22 protein-coding genes and 1 tRNA gene are annotated in these 17,858 nt (G+C 59.6%); 14 read left to right on the top strand and 9 right to left on the bottom strand.

All coding sequences use genetic code 11. The features are described from left to right. Nucleotides 1–6: 6 nt before the first annotated feature. Genes sctS through sctW form a run of 9 tightly spaced genes read right to left on the bottom strand, consistent with a single transcriptional unit; the run spans nucleotide 7 to nucleotide 8,281 of the window. The gene (sctS, locus tag A7J50_RS03625) at nucleotides 7–270 is read right to left on the bottom strand and encodes a type III secretion system export apparatus subunit SctS (RefSeq protein WP_053254244.1); all 264 of its coding nucleotides are present in this window, start codon (nucleotides 268–270) and stop codon (nucleotides 7–9) included. A gap of 7 nt (nucleotides 271–277) precedes the next feature. Then, nucleotides 278–931: a type III secretion system export apparatus subunit SctR gene (gene sctR / locus A7J50_RS03620; protein ID WP_064450589.1), complete on the bottom strand. Its 654-nt coding sequence runs from the start codon at nucleotides 929–931 to the stop codon at nucleotides 278–280. Continuing rightward, nucleotides 928–1,944, bottom strand: coding sequence for a FliM/FliN family flagellar motor switch protein (locus A7J50_RS03615; protein WP_064450588.1), 1,017 nt, complete (start codon nucleotides 1,942–1,944; stop codon nucleotides 928–930). The genes sctR and A7J50_RS03615 overlap by 4 nt, the downstream gene beginning before the upstream one ends. Then, nucleotides 1,941–2,399: a type III secretion system HrpP C-terminal domain-containing protein gene (locus A7J50_RS03610; protein ID WP_064450587.1), complete on the bottom strand. Its 459-nt coding sequence runs from the start codon at nucleotides 2,397–2,399 to the stop codon at nucleotides 1,941–1,943. Before A7J50_RS03610 ends, A7J50_RS03615 begins: the two co-directional genes overlap by 4 nt. Then, entirely contained in the window at nucleotides 2,396–2,839 is a 444-nt protein-coding gene (gene sctO / locus A7J50_RS03605; protein WP_064450586.1) for a type III secretion system stalk subunit SctO, read from the bottom strand. The genes A7J50_RS03610 and sctO overlap by 4 nt, the downstream gene beginning before the upstream one ends. Continuing rightward, the gene (locus tag A7J50_RS03600; protein WP_064450585.1) at nucleotides 2,826–4,184 is read right to left on the bottom strand and encodes a FliI/YscN family ATPase; all 1,359 of its coding nucleotides are present in this window, start codon (nucleotides 4,182–4,184) and stop codon (nucleotides 2,826–2,828) included. Before A7J50_RS03600 ends, sctO begins: the two co-directional genes overlap by 14 nt. Continuing rightward, nucleotides 4,181–5,080 carry an FHA domain-containing protein gene (locus A7J50_RS03595; RefSeq protein ID WP_167353718.1) on the bottom strand — a complete coding sequence of 300 codons (900 nt, stop codon included), beginning with the start codon at nucleotides 5,078–5,080 and terminating at the stop codon, nucleotides 4,181–4,183. The genes A7J50_RS03600 and A7J50_RS03595 overlap by 4 nt, the downstream gene beginning before the upstream one ends. Before the next feature lie 37 nt (nucleotides 5,081–5,117). Further along, complete coding sequence (gene sctV, locus A7J50_RS03590; RefSeq protein ID WP_259746787.1) at nucleotides 5,118–7,181, bottom strand: type III secretion system export apparatus subunit SctV; 2,064 nt, start codon at nucleotides 7,179–7,181, stop codon at nucleotides 5,118–5,120. Nucleotides 7,182–7,207: 26 nt separating this feature from the next. Continuing rightward, nucleotides 7,208–8,281, bottom strand: a complete 1,074-nt coding sequence (gene sctW, locus A7J50_RS03585) for a type III secretion system gatekeeper subunit SctW (RefSeq protein ID WP_064450582.1) — start codon at nucleotides 8,279–8,281, stop codon at nucleotides 7,208–7,210. A gap of 263 nt (nucleotides 8,282–8,544) precedes the next feature. On the opposite strand from sctW, the gene A7J50_RS03580 reads away from it, so the two are divergent. The 14 genes from A7J50_RS03580 (at nucleotide 8,545) to A7J50_RS03515 (ending at nucleotide 17,826) form a co-directional block, all read left to right on the top strand. Beyond that, nucleotides 8,545–9,096, top strand: a complete 552-nt coding sequence (locus tag A7J50_RS03580) for an RNA polymerase sigma factor (RefSeq protein ID WP_064450581.1) — start codon at nucleotides 8,545–8,547, stop codon at nucleotides 9,094–9,096. A gap of 448 nt (nucleotides 9,097–9,544) precedes the next feature. After that, nucleotides 9,545–9,621, top strand: a tRNA-Met gene (locus tag A7J50_RS03570). Between the two features lie 169 nt (nucleotides 9,622–9,790). Then, on the top strand, nucleotides 9,791–11,023 hold the full coding sequence (locus A7J50_RS03565; protein WP_064450579.1) for a tyrosine-type recombinase/integrase: 1,233 nt from the start codon (nucleotides 9,791–9,793) through the stop codon (nucleotides 11,021–11,023). 306 nt (nucleotides 11,024–11,329) lie between these two features. Beyond that, entirely contained in the window at nucleotides 11,330–11,545 is a 216-nt protein-coding gene (locus tag A7J50_RS03560) for a helix-turn-helix transcriptional regulator (protein ID WP_064450578.1), read from the top strand. Next, entirely contained in the window at nucleotides 11,542–11,784 is a 243-nt protein-coding gene (locus tag A7J50_RS03555) for a hypothetical protein (protein ID WP_064450577.1), read from the top strand. Before A7J50_RS03560 ends, A7J50_RS03555 begins: the two co-directional genes overlap by 4 nt. Next, on the top strand, nucleotides 11,781–12,398 hold the full coding sequence (locus A7J50_RS03550; protein WP_064450576.1) for a tail assembly protein: 618 nt from the start codon (nucleotides 11,781–11,783) through the stop codon (nucleotides 12,396–12,398). The genes A7J50_RS03555 and A7J50_RS03550 overlap by 4 nt, the downstream gene beginning before the upstream one ends. A 276-nt stretch (nucleotides 12,399–12,674) precedes the next feature. Further along, nucleotides 12,675–12,833 (top strand): hypothetical protein, encoded by a 159-nt coding sequence (locus A7J50_RS31540; RefSeq protein ID WP_167353674.1) that lies wholly within the window; start codon nucleotides 12,675–12,677, stop codon nucleotides 12,831–12,833. Next, a complete protein-coding gene (locus A7J50_RS03545) occupies nucleotides 12,830–13,126 on the top strand; it encodes a hypothetical protein (RefSeq protein WP_064450575.1) in 297 nt (98 codons plus the stop codon). The genes A7J50_RS31540 and A7J50_RS03545 overlap by 4 nt, the downstream gene beginning before the upstream one ends. Before the next feature lie 62 nt (nucleotides 13,127–13,188). Beyond that, complete coding sequence (locus A7J50_RS03540; protein ID WP_064454849.1) at nucleotides 13,189–14,049, top strand: toprim domain-containing protein; 861 nt, start codon at nucleotides 13,189–13,191, stop codon at nucleotides 14,047–14,049. Continuing rightward, nucleotides 14,039–15,553: a DUF3631 domain-containing protein gene (locus A7J50_RS03535; RefSeq protein ID WP_064450574.1), complete on the top strand. Its 1,515-nt coding sequence runs from the start codon at nucleotides 14,039–14,041 to the stop codon at nucleotides 15,551–15,553. The genes A7J50_RS03540 and A7J50_RS03535 overlap by 11 nt, the downstream gene beginning before the upstream one ends. Then, nucleotides 15,553–15,846, top strand: a complete 294-nt coding sequence (locus tag A7J50_RS03530; RefSeq protein WP_064450573.1) for a hypothetical protein — start codon at nucleotides 15,553–15,555, stop codon at nucleotides 15,844–15,846. The genes A7J50_RS03535 and A7J50_RS03530 overlap by 1 nt, the downstream gene beginning before the upstream one ends. Before the next feature lie 71 nt (nucleotides 15,847–15,917). After that, nucleotides 15,918–16,148 carry a hypothetical protein gene (locus tag A7J50_RS03525; RefSeq protein ID WP_156526248.1) on the top strand — a complete coding sequence of 77 codons (231 nt, stop codon included), beginning with the start codon at nucleotides 15,918–15,920 and terminating at the stop codon, nucleotides 16,146–16,148. A gap of 11 nt (nucleotides 16,149–16,159) precedes the next feature. Continuing rightward, nucleotides 16,160–16,699, top strand: coding sequence for a hypothetical protein (locus tag A7J50_RS03520; protein ID WP_064450571.1), 540 nt, complete (start codon nucleotides 16,160–16,162; stop codon nucleotides 16,697–16,699). Between the two features lie 143 nt (nucleotides 16,700–16,842). Next, on the top strand, nucleotides 16,843–17,826 hold the full coding sequence (locus tag A7J50_RS03515; RefSeq protein ID WP_064450570.1) for a major capsid protein: 984 nt from the start codon (nucleotides 16,843–16,845) through the stop codon (nucleotides 17,824–17,826). Nucleotides 17,827–17,858 lie beyond the last annotated feature (32 nt).

Here is a 17,858-nt window from a genome sequence, read left to right as displayed (position 1 = left end):
AATGCCTCAGTTCAGCGCCGAGCGGGCGATCATGTCGAAAGTCAGGTTGATCAACTGGATCAATTCCACGCCAATCCAACGGCCCGTCACAGCCAGCGTGATACCCACCGCCACCAGTTTGATACCAAACGGCAACGTCTGGTCCTGAATCTGCATCAGGGCCTGCACCAGCGAGGTCAGTACACCAACGACCACCGCCACGATCAGCGGCGGAGCCGACAACACGACCACCAGCAGCATGCCCTGCTTGAACAGCACGATCGGTTCCATAGAGGGCTCAGAGGTAAGAAAGGAAAAGGCTGTCGAGCAACCGCGACCATCCGGAGACGAGCACAAACAACAGCAACTTGAGCGGCAGGGAAATGGTCATGGGCGAGACCATTTGCATGCCCAATGCCAGGAGCAGGTTGGAGACAATCAGGTCGATCACGATGAAGGGGATATAGATTAAAAACCCGATCTCGAACCCCGCCTGCAACTGCGACAGCACAAATGCCGGCACCAGCAGGATCAGGTCCTCGCGCAGGACTTCCTGCGCCATCTGCGCCGGCCACATGCGCGCGGTGTTTTCCAGCAAGTGCGTCAGCACATCCGGGTCAACGTTGCGCAGCATGAATGCCCGCAACGGCTTAATTGCTTCAAGCCCGGTCTGCTGGAGCGTCTGCACGTTGGTCAGGTTCAACGGCGTGACCTTGACGGCCTCGGCGATCTCGTACCCCACCGGGGCCATGATAAAAAGCGTCGCGGCCAACGCGATGCCGTTGATAGCCATGCTCGGCGGCACTTGCTGCACACCGATGGCATTGCGCGTAATCATCAGCACAATCACGATCTTCAAGAACGCCGTGCACACGATCAACAACATCGGCATCAACGACAATGCCGCAAGAAACAGCGCGAGAACGAGAGGGTCTACCCCCTGAAAGCTCATCGGGAAACCATCACTCGCGTTAATTGCAGACCGAGCCGTCCGTCCACTTCGACCAACTGCCCCTGGCCGATAGGCCGGTCGCCGTAATAGAGCCCGGCCATGCCCGGCGCATACCCGCCGAGCCCCAACACCGCGCCGGGAGCAAGATTGCGCAACTCGCCGAGGGTCAGGTTCAGCGTCCCGCAGCGCACGTTGAGGGCCATGCTCAATTCATCGAACGGCTCGTTGCCGAATACATCCGCTACCGGCGTATCGTCCTCCTGCCCAAGGTAGTGCTGCTGCGCTGCAAAATCCTCATCCACAAACATGTCCTCAATAGAAGTTAGGGTCAGGCATAACGGCCCGGACTCATCATCAATACGCCCATGCAGGCGTTGCCTGCCGACCTGCACATAGCCGTCGCCCTGCGCTTGAAAAAAACTCTGCTCAAGCAACAACACGTCGCCCGCGCGCAGGCTGCTCACTTGCGTAATGGGCAACTGCAGGCGACCCAGTGGCACGGCAACCGTCACTTGAAACAACGCGGGTAGCGGCCGGGCGACAGGCTGCCAGGGCCCCGCTTCGCACAAGGCGAGAAAACTCTCGGGGGCCAGCCACAGATAACCCACGACCCTGGACGTGCCCAAGGTCACAGTGAGGCTGCAACCGAAGTCCGAAGGGTGCTCAGTCACCCGCAAGCGCAGGTAACCCAACAACCCGCGCACCTGAGTGCTGAGGTGGTGCTGGAACAGCTCCCAAAACCAGGAGTCCGGATCGTTGCCCGACTGCGCCAGCGTCACCGGGCACTCGCCCATCAGGCTGAACAACGGCCCGGGCTCACCGAACGCCAGCACCCCGCAGGCTGTCTCGAAGCACAACGGCTGGATGCCCACCGGGGCAGGCCCGGGCTCAAGCAGCAGCTCACCGCCCTGCTCGGCAACCTGAAACGGCATACGCAAGCCATGCCCTATCCGACGCCGTGCAGCCACCGCGTCAGCCCTGACCGTAGGCAGGTTCAGCAACGACGCCATCATGCCGGGCCCACACTGGCCAGGCTCAAGCTCACCGGCACGCCCACGCTCTGTTCAAGACCTTCCTGAAAGCGTTGCCGTACGCCGCCAAGCCAGTGCGCGGTGGACGCGTCCTCCGCCGCCAGTTCAATGCTCCACGCGCCCGGCTCACGGCGCACAGTCGCGTTGATCCGCCCCAGGCGCGGCAAGTACAGGACCGCCACCAGCGGCCACTGCGAGGCGCCCAGCACACGCGGCGCCAATTGCTCGGTCAACGCTTCGATCATGGCCACCTGGGTGGAGGCCTTGCGCCCGGCCAGAGAAGCGCCGCCACCGCGCCTGTCACCACCATCGTCAAACAGCTGGGTAAACAGGCGGACGTGTTCCCACGGCACCGCAAGCGCATTGCCCTGAGCGAGGTCGTTGCGGGGTGCTCGCGGGCGCGGGCGTTTGGGCGGGCTGGTAGACACCTTGGTCATGTCGGCTCCTGAGCCAGCAAAATGGACAATTCCTGAAGTTTTTCGACTTGACGCAGGCTTAAGGTGACCTGCTTCTGGGCACTGCCGATTTCAATTTCCTGCTGCTCCCGCTGGCCTTGCAGCTCATGCAATTGGCCTTCCTCGCGCCGGGTGCAGGCGGACAATGTCTGCTCCTGGGCACTCCAGGCTTTGAGCGCCTGAAAGGTCAACACTTGCCCTTGGTGTTCGCTGAGCATTTGCGCACTTTGCTCGGCCTCATCCAGCCGGGTTTGTTCAAGGGTGTCCTTTGCCTCGCGGATGTTCGCCAACAAGGCCTGCTGGGTTCTTTTGGCCTCACGCAGCGCGCGTTCGGCACGGTCTGCACGGTGCCTGCGCAAGCGTCGCAGGGTCTCTATTTCGCCAAGTATCGGGTCCGCAGGAGGCGACTCAGAATGGGACATAAGCGGTCAGCTCCGTCAGTTGCTCAAGGGTCATCGCGACCGGCGTGGGCTCACGCAAGTCCTGACGCAAAAAACCATCGACTGCCTGGCGGCTGTCCACCGCCATATCGGTCAGTGCATCGCTGCCTGGCTGGTATTCACCCAACTTGAGCATCAGTTCGATCTGTTGATAAGCCGACAGCAGGCGCCGCAACGCCGTACCGGCCTGAATATGCCCAGGCTCTGCGACGTTGCTGAGTATTCGTGAAAGGCTGGCCAGCACATCGACCGCCGGATAATGGCCGCGCTCAGCCAGCTTGCGTGACAGCACGATATGCCCGTCCAGCAGCGAACGAACTTCGTCCGCCACCGGATCGCTCATCGAATCCTGCTCGATCAGCACCGTGTAGATCGCCGTGATCACGCCGTCACGGGTCAGCCCGGCGCGCTCGACCAGACGCGGCAGCAGGCTGTAGACCGACGGGGGCAAACCGCCACGGCCCAACGGCTCGCCCGCGGCCAAACCGATTTCGCGCTGGGCCCTGGCAAAACGCGTCAAGGAGTCAATCAACAGCAGCACCCGCTTGCCCTTGCGCCGAAAACCTTCGGCCAGCGCCGTCGCCGTAAAGGCGGCCCGGGCGCGCTCCATGCTGGAACGGTCGGACGTGGCGCAGACCAGCACCGCCTTGGCCCGTAGCGCGTCGTCCAACTCATGATCGAGAAACTCGCGCAGCTCGCGGCCCCGTTCGCCGATCAAACCGAACACAATCACATCGCAATCAACGTTGCGCGCGATTTCGGCCAACAAGGTCGTCTTGCCGCACCCCGCGCCCGCAAACAAACCGACGCGCTGGCCCTCGCCCAAGGTCAACAGCCCATCGATCGAGCGCACGCCGGTGGCCAACGCCCGGTTGATGCGTGGGCGCTCCGTGGGTAAAGGGGCCTCGCACAACACCGGGCTTGCGTCACCGCTGGCGATTTCGACAAACGCACTGGGCCCGTCGCCCGCAATCGGTCGGCCAAAACCATCCAGCACCTGGCCCAGCAAGTCATCACCGACGCGTACTCGGTGCGGCACGCCCAGACGCTCCACGCCGGCACCCACCCGCACGCCTTCGAGATTGCCCAGGGCACTGAGCACCGCATCCTGCTGATCAAAACCGATGATTTCGGCGAGCATGTCGTCACCCGGTGACTTCTCCACCCGGCACAAATCCCCGATGCGCGCCTCGGGCAACCGGCATTGCAACAGCATGCCGTTGACGCGTTGGATGCGGCCACGTTGGATGACGGGCGCAAAGCGCGTCAATGCCTGGGACTGACGCTGCTGCCAGGCTTCCAGACGCTCTTGCAGGTTATCGTTCACCAGCGCACCTCATAACGTTGTGGCCCATCGAAAACCACCTTGTTGTTATCGATAAGTACCAAGCGCAAACCGTCCACTTCGTCGCCCACAAAGAGGCGATCGCCTTGCTCCAGGACCACGTGGCCGTTCGGCCCGCCGACGATTTGAAGAATTTTGAAAGGCAGCGTCCCGTCGCTGACCCGCACACGACTCAACACCGGCACGGCGGTATCAAACTGCTCGCCAAACCGGCCGAGCATGCGTGCCACCAATTCCACGTCGTCCTGGGGGACTTCGCCGTCCAACACAATCTGGCCATTGATCACCAGCAAGCTGACCTTCGGGCCCAATTCGCGCTCGCCGAGCATTTTCAGCAGTTGCTGACGCACCTCGAAAGGCGAGGCCAGCTCACGCTTGTGCTCCAGCGCCGGCATCAATGACGCCTGCGCGTCGCGGTCTCCGGTGGAGGCGATACCGACCGCCACGAAGATGACGGCAAACACCAGCACCAGGCTGATCAAGTGCTTCTGCCGCGACGGTGAGAGGGAAGACAACGTCAGGGTCAACGGTGCCTCTGGATCGGGCGCCAAGGGCGCGGGCTGGGCGGCAGGCGCCTGGGGCCAGGGATGGTCGGCCGGGGTGACGCACAGACGAATGGCGCCAACCGAAAAAGGGGTACCGAGCGCCAGATTGGCGATCTGCGCCAGGATCAGGCCATCGGGCCCCTGAAGCAGCCCCGCCTCTGCCTGGACCGACCAGCACGAACCGATGTACCGCAACCGTGCGTGATGCTCGGCAATCCCGGTGTCGTTGAGCAACAGGTCGGCGTCGGCATGCGCACCGATACTCCATTGTTCACCGAACAAGGGCAGCGCGGCGCCCTGATGCAAACCATCCAATACACGCAGCTCGAACATCATCGTGCCCTTCCCGGCACCGGCAGCAATAACGTATTCATGCCAACGCCCCGCGCATCAACGCGTCCTGGGCAAGGTCGAAACGCCCCAGCACTTTTACCTTGGAGGTGCTGCCCAATTCGGCGAAGGACAGCACCGGCACATGGTTGAATTCTTCGAGCAACAGAGTGCGCAAGGGGCTGCGCAGATCCTGCGCCACCAGCATCACGCTTTTAGTCTTGGGTCGCAGGGTAAAGGCCTGGTTGAGCAAGCTGACCAGCGCCGCGCTGCTGTCATTGTCGAGCGCAAAAAACACTCCGGTCTGCGTCTGGCGCAACGCCTCACGCAGGATGTTCTCGGTCTGCGGCGCCAGCAGCCAGGCGTGCAAGCCGTCTGTCTCGCTGTACTGGTGAAAGATCTGCGACTTGAGCGCAATGCGCGCGTAATCGGCCAAGGCCTCCGGCTCACGCTCGTGCTGGCCATACTCGATCAACGATTCGACAATCAGCCGCACGGCGCGCAGCGGCACACCTTCGCTGGCCAGGCGCTGCAACACCGCCGAAAAGCGCGACAACGGCATGATGCGCTGCAGCTCCTGAACCAGCTCGGGTTGATTGCTTTCAAGCCAGCCGAGGATCGACTTGCTCTCCTGGATCCCGAGAAACTGCGGCCCGCTGAGCATCATCGATTGGGTCATGCGCTCAACGATCAAGCTCAAGGCGCTGAAGCGCTCAAGCTGCGGATCGTCGAGCAGCGGATGATCGGCGGCCAGCCACACCCAATCCTGTTCCTCACGCTCGGGCAGCCCCGGCACGCCGCTGTCCGGTTCGTCTTTCAAGGTCGAGCGCGCGACCGCCACTCGATGGCCTTGGGTGGCCTTGACCATTGGCACTTCATGCACGCAAAAACGCATTTCATCGTCGGCCAGGGAGGCGTCGAACTCGACCTCAAACGGCGGAAGGGTCAAGCCAATCCTGGCGACGATGCCGTTACGCGCTTTGCGAATCTCGTGCATGAGCTCTACCACCACGTCTGTGCCACGCAGCACGGGCGGAAACTGCAAGAGGTAGGGCCGCGAGGGATCAAACCCTCGCAAGTCCACAAACCCGTTCTCTTCCGGCGCCATCTCGACGGTGGCGCCGGCCTCTTCCTGTTCCTGGCGTTGACGCTGGCGCACCAGGTAAAAACCCAGGCAGCCGGTGATCAGCGCAATCAGGATGAACACCAGCGTGGGCATACCGGGCAACGCAGCAAACGCGAGCATCCCGACCGAAGCGATCATCCAGCTCTTGGGTTCGCTGGTCATCTGGCGGGCAATTTCGGTGCCCATGTTGGTGATGCCCTTGCGTCCATCGGGTGCCACGCGGGTGATGATCATGCCGGCCGTCAACGAGATCAGCAGCGCGGGAATCTGCGCAATCAGACCGTCGCCGATGGTCAGCACCGAATACAAGGCGATGGAGTCGGCGGCGCTCATGCCGTGCTGGAACATGCCGGTGGAGAAGCCGCCCAGCAGGTTGATCAACACGATCACCAAGCCGGCGATGGCATCGCCCTTGACGAACTTCATGGCCCCGTCCATGGCCCCGAACAGCTGGCTCTCACGGGACAACTGGTCACGCTTGTCGCGCGCCTGCACGCCGTCGATCAAGCCTGCACGCAAGTCGCTGTCGATGGACATCTGTTTGCCGGGCATCGCGTCCAGGCTGAAGCGCGCCGCCACTTCGGCAACCCGCTCCGAACCCTTGGTAATCACCAGGAAGTTGACCAGGGTGAGGATCATGAAGATCACCAACCCTACCGCCAGGTTGCCGCCCACCACGAAATTGCCGAATGCCTCGACGATATCGCCAGCGTCCTGTTCCAGCAGGATCAGGCGCGTGGTCGCAATCGACAGCGCCAGGCGAAACATCGTGGTCAACAGCAGGATCGACGGAAACGAAGAAAACGCCAACGGCCCCGGCAGGTAGAGCGCCAGCACAATCAACAGGCAGGAAATGCAGATGTTGAGTGCGATGAGGATATCCACCAGCCAGGTGGGCAACGGCACGATAAAAATGAACACGATGGCCAACACCACCACCGCACCAAGGACTTCGGCACGTTGTGCAGCCTTGAGCATCCAGCGGTTGAGGGTCGCCAGGACGATCACGCCAATGCCCTCGGATCACTGCCAAGGCGCGCCTGGCCGTTCTCCAGGCGGGTGAACTCATCCATCACCAGCAAAAAGTTGTGCAGGCCCTCCTGGCGCCCCCGCGTGTCACGCCACAACGCCATGGGCAATGTTTTGAGCACCGGGTAGACCGCATTGAGCGAGGCCAATTGGCTGGCCGATTCGACGCCCGCCAACTCATCCGCCAGCCGCTGGACCTCGGATGGGGCGACGCCATTACCGGCGTACCCCAACAGACGCTGCAACAGGATAACGGCGTCGTGTTCAACCTTCAGACGCTGGATCAGCGTGCGACAACTGGACAACACGCCACCCAATTGACTGCAGCTTTGCAGGCCCAACAGCAGCGTGCGCAACTTGGCTGTCGGAAGGGACGAGGCACAGGCCGCAATATCATCTGCCAAGGCCCGGCGCATGATGTTGAGCCCGCCAGAAAACTGCTCACCGCCGTACAGGCCCAACAGCGCCTGCATCATGCTGGCCAGCGACTGGCGCACGACCACATTGGCGTAGTACAGCGCACGCACCGCCTGGCGCTCCTGCGGATCATCACTATTGGCCTGCAACGCCATCGCGATATTGAGGCCCGCCTGGATTTCCCGCTTGTAGCGAATTTCCAGCTTGGCCAGTGCATCACGTGCCAGCGCGGCTTCCGTCTTGCGCACCTCCGCTTCTGCCTGGGCCGTAATCTGGCGCAGCACTACATACGTACGCGCCGGGTCGCCCCCCGTGAGGTCCAACAACTTTTCCACACTCGGCTGCTGCTGCAAGTGCTGCCTGACTTGGCGAGTGATGGCTGCCAGGCTCGCCTGAGCGGGGTGCCCCAACTGATCATAGAGTTGCGCAAGCTGTTCGGTTGGGGTCACACGCACGCCCATCGCACGCTGGTTCAGTGCCTTGCTGGTGAGCGCCACTTCCTGGCTGAAAATGCTCGCGAGCTCGTCGATACCCGGTGCGGCGACTTGCGCTCGGGCTTGGGCGGCCTTCTCAGGTGCAGGCTGTTCCAGGCTCTGGACTTTGTGCAGATCATGGTTGAATTCGACTTTCATGGGCGTGCCAGGACAGGAAGTTTGTGTCCCTATGTGGCAAGCCGGTGCCATACGGTTCCATCGAAATCCCTCCATCGCGGTTTTCTGAAAAAACCGGCACGAAGCGAGCAAGCCTTTTGCAAAAAACTGCGCAAAAACGCCTTATTTCAAAATATTTATATAATTAAATCAGCAAGTTGCATGATTTTTTCGCTTGGCACAGCCAGTGCTAAAGGGGTTCCCGTCGAAATTATTTCGATAGCGTCTACCCTGAGGAAAAAATCGTGAATATCCCTATTGAAGCTTTAGCGCAGCTCGTTGGCGGCTCGCCTCAATTCATGCTCGAACTGACGGACGACCAGCAGAAGAAACTCCGACGTTTTATTCATAAACGCGTACTCAACCCCGAAGATGCAGACGACATCCTGCAACTGACGTACCTGGAAGCCTGGCGTAACCGGGAGCGGTTCAGTGGCCAGGCCACCCTCAGCACCTGGATGTGCGGCATTGCGCAAAACCTGATCCGCAACCATTTTCGGCGCATGTATGCCAAACCGGTGCATTGCGAATTCGATGAGTCGCTGTGGCACGGCCAAGAGGAAAACAACAACCTGGATTGGGAATTCGAGGTCAACCGCCGGCTGGAGAAAACCCTGAGCGCCATCGACCACCTGCCGACAGAAATGCGCAGGACGTTGTACGCCTCGCTGGAAACCGACGGCAGCTATCAGGACACTGCCGACGTGCTGGACATCCCCATCGGCACCGTTCGCTCACGCCTGTCACGGGCGCGTGAACACCTCAAACGCGTCACGCACAACCCGCTGCACCCGTAAACAGCCCTGAGGGCAAGCGTTGGGCGGCAGGGATATCTGCCCAACCGACTTCAGACCTTTTGCGTACGTAACAACCAGACCACCAGCGGCCCGCGCCGCGCCGCAATGATCCCGCCAACATAAAGCCTCTGCCCGGTGCCTGCTCCGCCAGCTCTACCTTTCCCACCTGATCCACAGCGTCAGCGCCACTGTCCTCGACTGCGGCGACGACCTGCCACCCCACGACCGCGCCAAGATCCACGCCGTATGGCACTTGCTGGAAATGGCCAAGGCCGTGATCGACCGCTCGATTGAAAGCCTGCACCCGCGCACAGCCTGTCCGGCGCACGAATGACAAGCCACTCGTCGCCAGAACCGGCAATTTTGGTTAAACAGTTGAAAGCGTAGAAAAATTTTCAACAAAAGTGCTTGACGCATTCCCGTTCTACGCGAATAATGCGCGCCACTTGGCTACATAGCTCAGTTGGTTAGAGCATAGCATTCATAATGCTGGGGTCCGGGGTTCAAGTCCCTGTGTAGCCACCAAGTACCTGTTTCGTGATGCTTCCATATGATCCTGAAACAACCCAAGAAGCCCGCCTAGTGCGGGCTTTCTTGCGTCTGCACGTCCCTAAATGTTCCCGTATAGCATTGCGCTTCGTGTATCCCTGTGTGTATCCTTTGACAATAATTGAACCGAGGGGATACACAGAATATGAAGCGATCAGAGATAAAACGCCGCCCTCTGTCCGACACCACATTGGCCGGCCTTGAGCCAGACGCCAAGGAATACAGGGAGTTAGACGCAAACGGCCTGTACTTCCGTGTGAAGCCTGATGGTCAGAAGTCCTGGCAGCTCCGGTACAAGAAGCCCGACGGCAAGTGGTCGTGGCTTGGCCTTGGCGGTTATCCAGAAGTCAGCGGGTTGTTGGCCAGGCAGAAAGCGAGTGAGCTTCGGTCTGATGCAGCCGAAGGCAAGAACCCTATCGTCACCAAGCAAGCGCGCAAAGCCATAGACCAGGCAGCAGCCAACAACACTTTCGAGCCTCTTGCCCGCGAGTGGTACGCCTCACGCCTCACTAACTGGGATGCTGGGACAGCCAAGCGCATCATCGGCGCCCTGGATCGGCACGTCTTTCCCGTGTTCGGAAAGCGCGTGTATGCAGACATCACCCCATTGGAGTGGATGGAGTTCCTTCGCGGCATGGAACAGCAGGGAATCCTTGAGCAGATGAGCCGGGTTCGCTCCTACTGCAAGGACGTATATGACCTGGCCCGCGTGACTGGCCGAGCCGTTCACAATCCGCTTGAGGGCCTGCACAAGTACCTCCAGTCAGGCAAGGCCGAGAACTATGCCCATGTATCCCCTGATGAGTTGCCCGCCCTACTCCGTGCCATCCAGGCATATCCCCACGCTACCGACGTTCGTATCGGTCTGCGCCTTCTGAGCCTGTTTGCAGTGCGTCCAAGCGAGTTGCGAGAGGCAGAGTGGTCGGAGTTCGACTTTGACAAAAAGCTGTGGACGATCCCGGTACACCGCAAAGGCCGCAAGAAGGGTTTGGAGCACCTGGTGCCGCTCTCTGCCCAGGCCATCGAAGCGCTGGAGGAACTGCGCCAGTACACCGGCAGCTATGCCCTTCTGTTCCCCGGTCGGAGTGACCACACCAAGCCGCGGAGCGACACCGTGTTTCTCATGGCGCTGCGCCGGATGGGCTACGAAGGCCGGCAAACCGGGCACGGCTTCCGCCATATCGCGTCTACGGTGCTCAATGAAAAAGGGTTCGACGAAAACCACGTTGAGGCCCAGCTTTCACACAAAAAACCGGGCGTTGCAGGCGTGTACAACAAGGCGCTGTATCTGAGCCAACGCACGACGATGATGCAGTGGTATGCCGACCACCTAGACGAGCTGATCGCCGGAAATGTGGTGGAGTTCAAGCAGGCGTAAATGTGGGCCAGAGTCACAATGAACCAAACCACTGTGTTTTTTTACAGTAGAGGGCTTGCGTATGCACTCAGATGCATCCTAGAATTCCCACATCGGTAGCGAGACGCTATCGATCGACAGCTGGAATCGGTAGCGAGACGCTATCGGCGGGGTACTGCATCTAGGCCACAAGGTGGCGGCTGGATTGCCTATGCAGATCACAATTCCTAAGTTCCCAAGGGGGAAGCGGTTGAGCCTAAACGCTCACGCTTCCCTTTTTCGTTTCTGAAGCGTGGGCCTTGAAAACTCTTTCGAGGAACTCCGCGCATGACTACCGCGCCGAACAAAGCTCTAATCCGCCAGCCTGCCCTGTGTGCCTGGCTCGATCTGTCCCGCTCCGGCTTGGACAAACTCCGCAAAAAAGACCCGTCATTCCCCAAGCCGATCAAGGATGGTGAGAGCCGCCAAGCTGCCGCGTTCTACGTTGTGGCCGAGGTTGATTCGTGGCTGCAATCCAAGATCGAAGCGAGGGACGCAGCATGACTGACGACCTCCGCTCCTACGATCCCGAAGTCCACGCTGAGTACATCCACGACAAGCTCTTGCCGCTGGTGGTGAATCACGCCAAGGACAACAGTCACCCAGTCGATGCCGCTGTCCTGGTGTCATTCATGGCGCTTGCAACGATCCTTCAATCACGCGGTTACGAGCGTGACGAATTGATGATCGCCATCGACGCATCCCGCGCCCCCACCCACGCCGCGCCGGAGGTGCTGCAATGACTTTGGCTATCGAATACACCCCACGCACCACCATTTTTCTCGGCGGCTCCCTCGGCAAGAAGTACGGCAGGAAGCACACCTTTCTACTCGGCCCGGGCGACACCCGGGAGGCAATGAGGGCTATCGATGTTAACCACCCTGGTTTCTTCAAGGATTTGATGGACGCTCGCTCCAAAGGCTTGGAATTCGCAGTCTTCCGCAACCGAAAAAACGTTGGCGAGGGTGAATTCAAACTGGGTGGCACCAGGGAGATTCGTATCGTTCCGGTGATCTGTGGTTCCAAACGTGCTGGCGTCCTGCAGACCGTTGTGGGGGCAGTGCTGATTGTCGCTGCCGCATTCATCACCGCAGCTTCGGGCGGCACGGCCACACCACTGACAAGCGCGATGGCAGCTGCTGGTTGGGGTATGGCAATAGGCGGCGTTATCCAGATGCTCAGCCCCCAGGCCGGCGGACTAAAGACCAGTGCTGCGCCAGAGAACACCCCCGGCTACGCCTTTGGCAGCGCCAAGAACACCACGGCATCCGGCAACCCTGTCCCGCTCTGCTACGGCAAGCGACGAGTGGGCGGAGCGATCATCAGTGCCGCGATTTACGCGGAGGATCAAGTATGACGCTTGCGTCCGAATGCTTCCGCATGTATCGTCGGCCTGTCGTTGCAAATTCAACGACCGGGTTTGGTCACCCAGATAAGCAAAAGGCGCACAGCGCCCAAGATTCCGTCTCCGGCGTTTTTTTACGCCTGAGATTCCGCTTTATGGCGGCTGTGCGCAGGACACCTTCGGGTGTGCCGGGTTTCCTTTTGCCCCGGTTGACCAACCTGCGTACAGCTGCCACCCATTCGTTTGGTCACGAACGTGGCAGCTCCAATCTGCAAAAGGAGCTCCACCATGCACGCCCTCACTCCCTCGAAAATTCGCGCACTCGCACACCGTCGTATGGCGCTTTCCGCCCTTCACGCCGACTCCAGCCTGGCTACACGGCTCAAGCGGTACAACCATCACATGGCCATCGTTCGCACCTTGGAAGCGCAAGGTGGTGTGCAATGAATCTGCAACGCTACGTCGCCGAAGGTGAAGTGCTGCGCGATGCAGTGCTGAGTGCCAGGGATATGTGCTCAATGAACTTCGCCCGTGAAGAGTTCGACAAGCTGGTGCGGATTCTTTTGCCCATGGTCGAGCCGCACCTGGCCCGCGAAACGGAAGGCCCCGCTAGTGACATTGCGCGGCACATCGAGCAAATCAGGATCTTCAGTAGCAACTTCCTAGTCCATCATCGTCACTTGGGTGCGTCGTATGGAGTGGTAGGCAGTCGTCCCGGTGTAGACGTTCCAGAGGAATAACTATGAAAACCATTAAACAGTGCAATCGCGCTGGCGGGATCGGCTTATCTGCTAAACCTGAAATGGCCTTTCTGGAAGTTCTCCAGGGTGTATATGGCCAACTTGATTTTAACCCTATTGCTGATGGCGAAATTCACCGATTCAAAATTCAAGCTGATAAGTCTGGAAGTTTGAACGGATGGTACGTCCTATATTGCGACGGTATTGCTTCTGGTGCTTTCGGTAGTTGGAAAGCTGGCGACAATCACACCTGGAGCATTCGTGAGCCGGCAGACCATCAGGAATCCGAGCAACTGCGTCAGCGCATTGAGCAAGCTAAGGCACAGCGCGAGGCCGAGCGCCGCCAGAAACAGCAAGCGGCTGCCGAGCTGGCCAACCGCTGGTGGCGCAACGCCCGCCGCGCCGATCCAGAGCACCCGTATTTGGTCGCCAAGGGTGTACGTGGGCACGGACTACGCCAGCGCGGTGCCGAACTGCTCGTCCCTCTCTACGCCAACGGCCAACTGGTGAACCTACAGCGCATCAGTCCCGAAGGCATCAAGCGCTTTTTGGCTGGTGGCCAGGTGAGGGAAAGCTATTCAGCGCTGGGGGCTATCGGGTACGACAAACCGCTCTGCATCTGTGAGGGCTGGGCGACCGGTGCCACGTTGCACCAAGCTGGCTACACCGTCGCCGCTGCAATGAACGCCGGGAATCTCAAGCCGGTGGCGATGGCGCTTCGGTCGAAGTACCCAGGCGTCAAATTCATCATTGCCGGTGATGACGACCGGGGCACGGAAGGCAACCCGGGCAGGACAGCCGCAACGTCGGCGGCACTCGCCGTTGGTGGTGAGGTTTGCTTCCCCGAGTGGCCAGAAAGCGCGCCGATTGAGCTGTCGGACTTCAACGATCTGTTGCAGTGGAGGACGTCCAATGGCTACTGAAAACGTAATCAGCCTGGAGTCGAAAAGCCCGCTGCAAGAGGCCATCCGGCAACTGTCGGTCGATGCTGGCGCGCTTTATGCGCCGGCGATCCTCGACGAGCTTAAACGCACGCGGGACAAAGACCCAGCGGCCTGGGCACGCCTTCGCCAAACGGTAAAGGAAACCAAGGTTCTGTCGATGGCTGACTTCGACCGACTGACCGCCCCCGCCCTGGAAGGCAAGACCTCAGCCAATGATGGTTTTTTTGATGAGGTGGAGGCGTGCGCCGAGGCAGTAGATGGCGCTGCGCTGTTGGACGAAATTGTCCTTGCGATCAGTCAGTACGTGATTGCTGACAAGGAAACGATCCGCGCCGCCGCGCTGTGGGTGACGTTCACCTGGTTGACTGACGTTGTCCAGGTGGCGCCCATTGCCAACATCACAGCGCCGGAGAAGCGTTGCGGCAAAACGGTAATGCTCTCGGCACTCGGTAAGCTGGCATACCGCCCAATGCAAGCCAGCGACATTGCCACGGCGGCGCTGTTTCGCTCCATTGAGCTGTGGTCGCCAACACTGCTTATCGATGAGGTGGACGCGTTCCTGCGCGACAACGAAGAAGCACGCGGCATCCTGAACGCCGGGTTCACCCGCGACTCCGCGTTCGTGATTCGCTGTGTTGGTGACGATCACATACCTACCAAGTTCCGCGTGTGGGGCGGCAAGGCGCTGTGTGGCATTGGCAAGATTGCCGACACCCTGGCAGACCGGAGCATCCCGCTGCGCCTGCGCCGAAAGAAGCCTGGCGAAACCACCGGACACCTGCGTCATTCCGATGAAACCGTGTGGGAGCGCTTACGCAGCCGTATAGCCAGATTTGCAGAGGACAACGGCACTCGTATCGGCGCTGCCCGACCGACAACCATCCACGGCCTCAACGACCGCGCCAACGACTGCTGGGAGCCTTTGCTGGCGATTGCCGAGGCTGCGGGCGGTGACTGGCCACTGATGGCCCGACAAGCCGCTGTAGTGCTTCACGGCCTGGAGGGAGAGTCGCCAAGCGTTGGCGTAGAGCTACTGACTGACATCAAGGCCATTTTCGATAAGAAACAGGCAACCAGGATGTTCAGCTCTCACCTGCTTGATGAGTTGGTGGCGGATGACGAAGCACCGTGGGCGACCTGGAACCGTGGGAAAGCCATGGCACCGCGTCAGCTTAAAACGAAGCTTTCTGAGTTCGGAATTACCTCCAAGCAAGTCCGTATCGGATACGAATCCGGGAAGATGGGCTACGAGCGTTCCGACTTTGTAGAGGCTTGGGGGCGCTACCTTTCCCCGGCACCCCCCCTCAAAACCTCTACACCGCTACAAGCCACGCCACACAAGGGCTGCAGCGATATTGAAACCTCTACACAGGGTAAGAGTGTAGAGATTGAAAATGCTCTACAGTCCACGGAATACAAGGGTTGTAGCGGTGTAGAGGATAAAACACCCCTCCTCCGGGAAGAAGACGAGGAGGACCTGTGATGGCCGCCGTCGATTACCTGTTGGAGCGAGGATTCACAGCCAAAAAGTCGGGGATGCGTGTCCGCGTTTCGCCGGCTTCAAAGCTGACCGACGATGTTCGCCAGTACGTGAAAGCTCATCGTTTGGAGCTGCTGGCCGAACTGGCTGCCAACGACGGAGTGGAGCGCCGTTGTTATTGGCACGTCGTCCGTGACGGCAAGACGATCTGCACGATGGTCGGTGAGCCGAGCACTTACGCGGAGGCAACCACGGAAGTGAAATCACGCTGGGCAGACGCTGAGGTAAAGCAATGATGGCCGTAATGTTCACGGGGCACCTGAGCCGACCAGTTATGCAAACAGAACCGCACCGCTGGGAGGGTAGCGTGCGCAACGATCAGGAAGACCGTTCAGCGCGACTCCTGGTCAAGCGCAAGGCAATAGCAAGGCAACTTACGGGGTTGCCGATTGGCACCCAAGTAGCAATAACCGGTTTGCTTCACATCGTTCCGGTTATCAACGACCAAGGCGAGCCAAGGGTTCACCTGACAATCGAAGTAACCGCCGTGTTAACTGCGGCATCGAAAAAAACATTCATTCAGAAACTTTTTAGTTAAGGAACACAATCATGACTGACATTAAACTCGACGACATTGATGAAAAAAATGGTGAACTTGAAGGTCTGCGCTCAAAGAACCGCGAACTTTTGAACGAAGTAAAGCAACTTAAAATCCAACTTCGTGAACTTCAAGCATCTGCTGTTGGTGATAACGGCGAGACGGAAAAGCTGAAAGCGGAGTTGCTGGAGTTCAAAACCCGCGACGGCTGGTCAGCGATTACAAAGCACTCCGGCGTGTTGCCTGAAATGGTGAAGTATATGCGTCAGGAACTGGGCGCTAACTTGTCCATCGGCGAAGACGGCTCAATGCAGTTCGTCAATGCCGAAGGGAAAATCCTCACTGACAGCAAGGGCCGCGATCTGTCTCCGCTGGAGGTCGACGACGTTCGACTGCTGACCGAGTCTGTACGTGAGAAATTCCCGGCTTTCTGGCCGCGTCCGACCGGCACTGGCGCAGTCGGCAACGGTCATGGGCGCGCCGTGCCTCCAACCCCGGAAACCGACGAGCCTGCTAAGCATGAGAAGCCAGCTAGCTTCGGCCTGAAATAGCGTTTACCATTTGTCCAGCGGCCCCTGTGGGGTCGCTACCCTTCCGGCCTGTGGCCGACTCCCCCTGTAACACCGGCCTGTGGCCTCCCCGCGAAGTCTGTGACCCGCGATTCAAATCATCCATTGAATCGAGGCAATACCCTATGAGCACTACCCAACTCGCCGACATTATCGAACCGGCTGTTTTTACCGACTACATCATTCAAAACACGATGGAGCAAACCCGCCTCTATCAGAGCGGAATCATCGCCGCGAACGCCGTGATGCAAGCGCAACTCAAGGCCGGCGCACACAGCTTCACCGTGCCTTTCTGGCGTGACCTGGGCAACGAAGAAGCCAATATCACCAACGACGATCCGAACGACCGCGCCATTCCTCACAAACTGGGGTCTGGCAAGCAAGTTGTGCGCAAATCGTTCCTCCACAACTCCTGGTCTGCAATGAATCTGGCGTCTGAAATCGCCGGCTCTGATGCACTCAACCGCATTCAATCGCGAGTGACGGCCTACTGGGATCGGCAGATGCAACGCCGCCTGATTGCTTCGCTGAACGGGATCAAGGCTGCCAACGTCGCCAACGACGGCAGCGATATGGTCGTCAATATTTCGGGTGGCACAGGCAACGCTGCCAAGTTCAGCGCCAACGCGGTTATCGACGCAGCCGGCACCCTGGGCGACCAGCTCAACGCCGTCGTGGCCATCGGTATGCACAGCGACAAATACCGCGATGCGCTCAAGAACGACATGATCGAAACCATCCCCGATAGCAAGGGCGGCAGCATCCAGACCTTCCGGGGCCTGGGCATTGTTGTTGATGACGGCTTGCCTGTGGTCGATGGCAACTACACGTCTGTCTTGTTCGGTATGGGGGCATTTGGCTACGCGTTAACGGCACCGAATTATGCACAGGGCACCGAGATCGAGAACTTGCCGAGTGCCGGCCGTGGTGCTGGTCAGCAGATCCTGCACAGCCGGGTGAACATCGCAATGCACCCGAGCGGGTTCTCCTGGCTGGAGGGTGAGGTGGAAGGCGAAAGCCCGACCATCGCAGAGCTGGCAGACCCTCTGCACTGGCAGCGAATCCTCGAGCGCAAAGCAGTTCAACTGGCCTTCCTGGTCACGAAGTAATGGAGCTTGGGGGCAGTGATGCCCCCTTGTTG

This window comes from Pseudomonas antarctica, assembly GCF_001647715.1.
Taxonomy (GTDB): domain Bacteria; phylum Pseudomonadota; class Gammaproteobacteria; order Pseudomonadales; family Pseudomonadaceae; genus Aquipseudomonas; species Aquipseudomonas antarctica_A.
The sequence above is the reverse complement of the archived record's forward strand: the minus strand, read 5'-3'. Positions and strand labels throughout refer to the sequence as shown.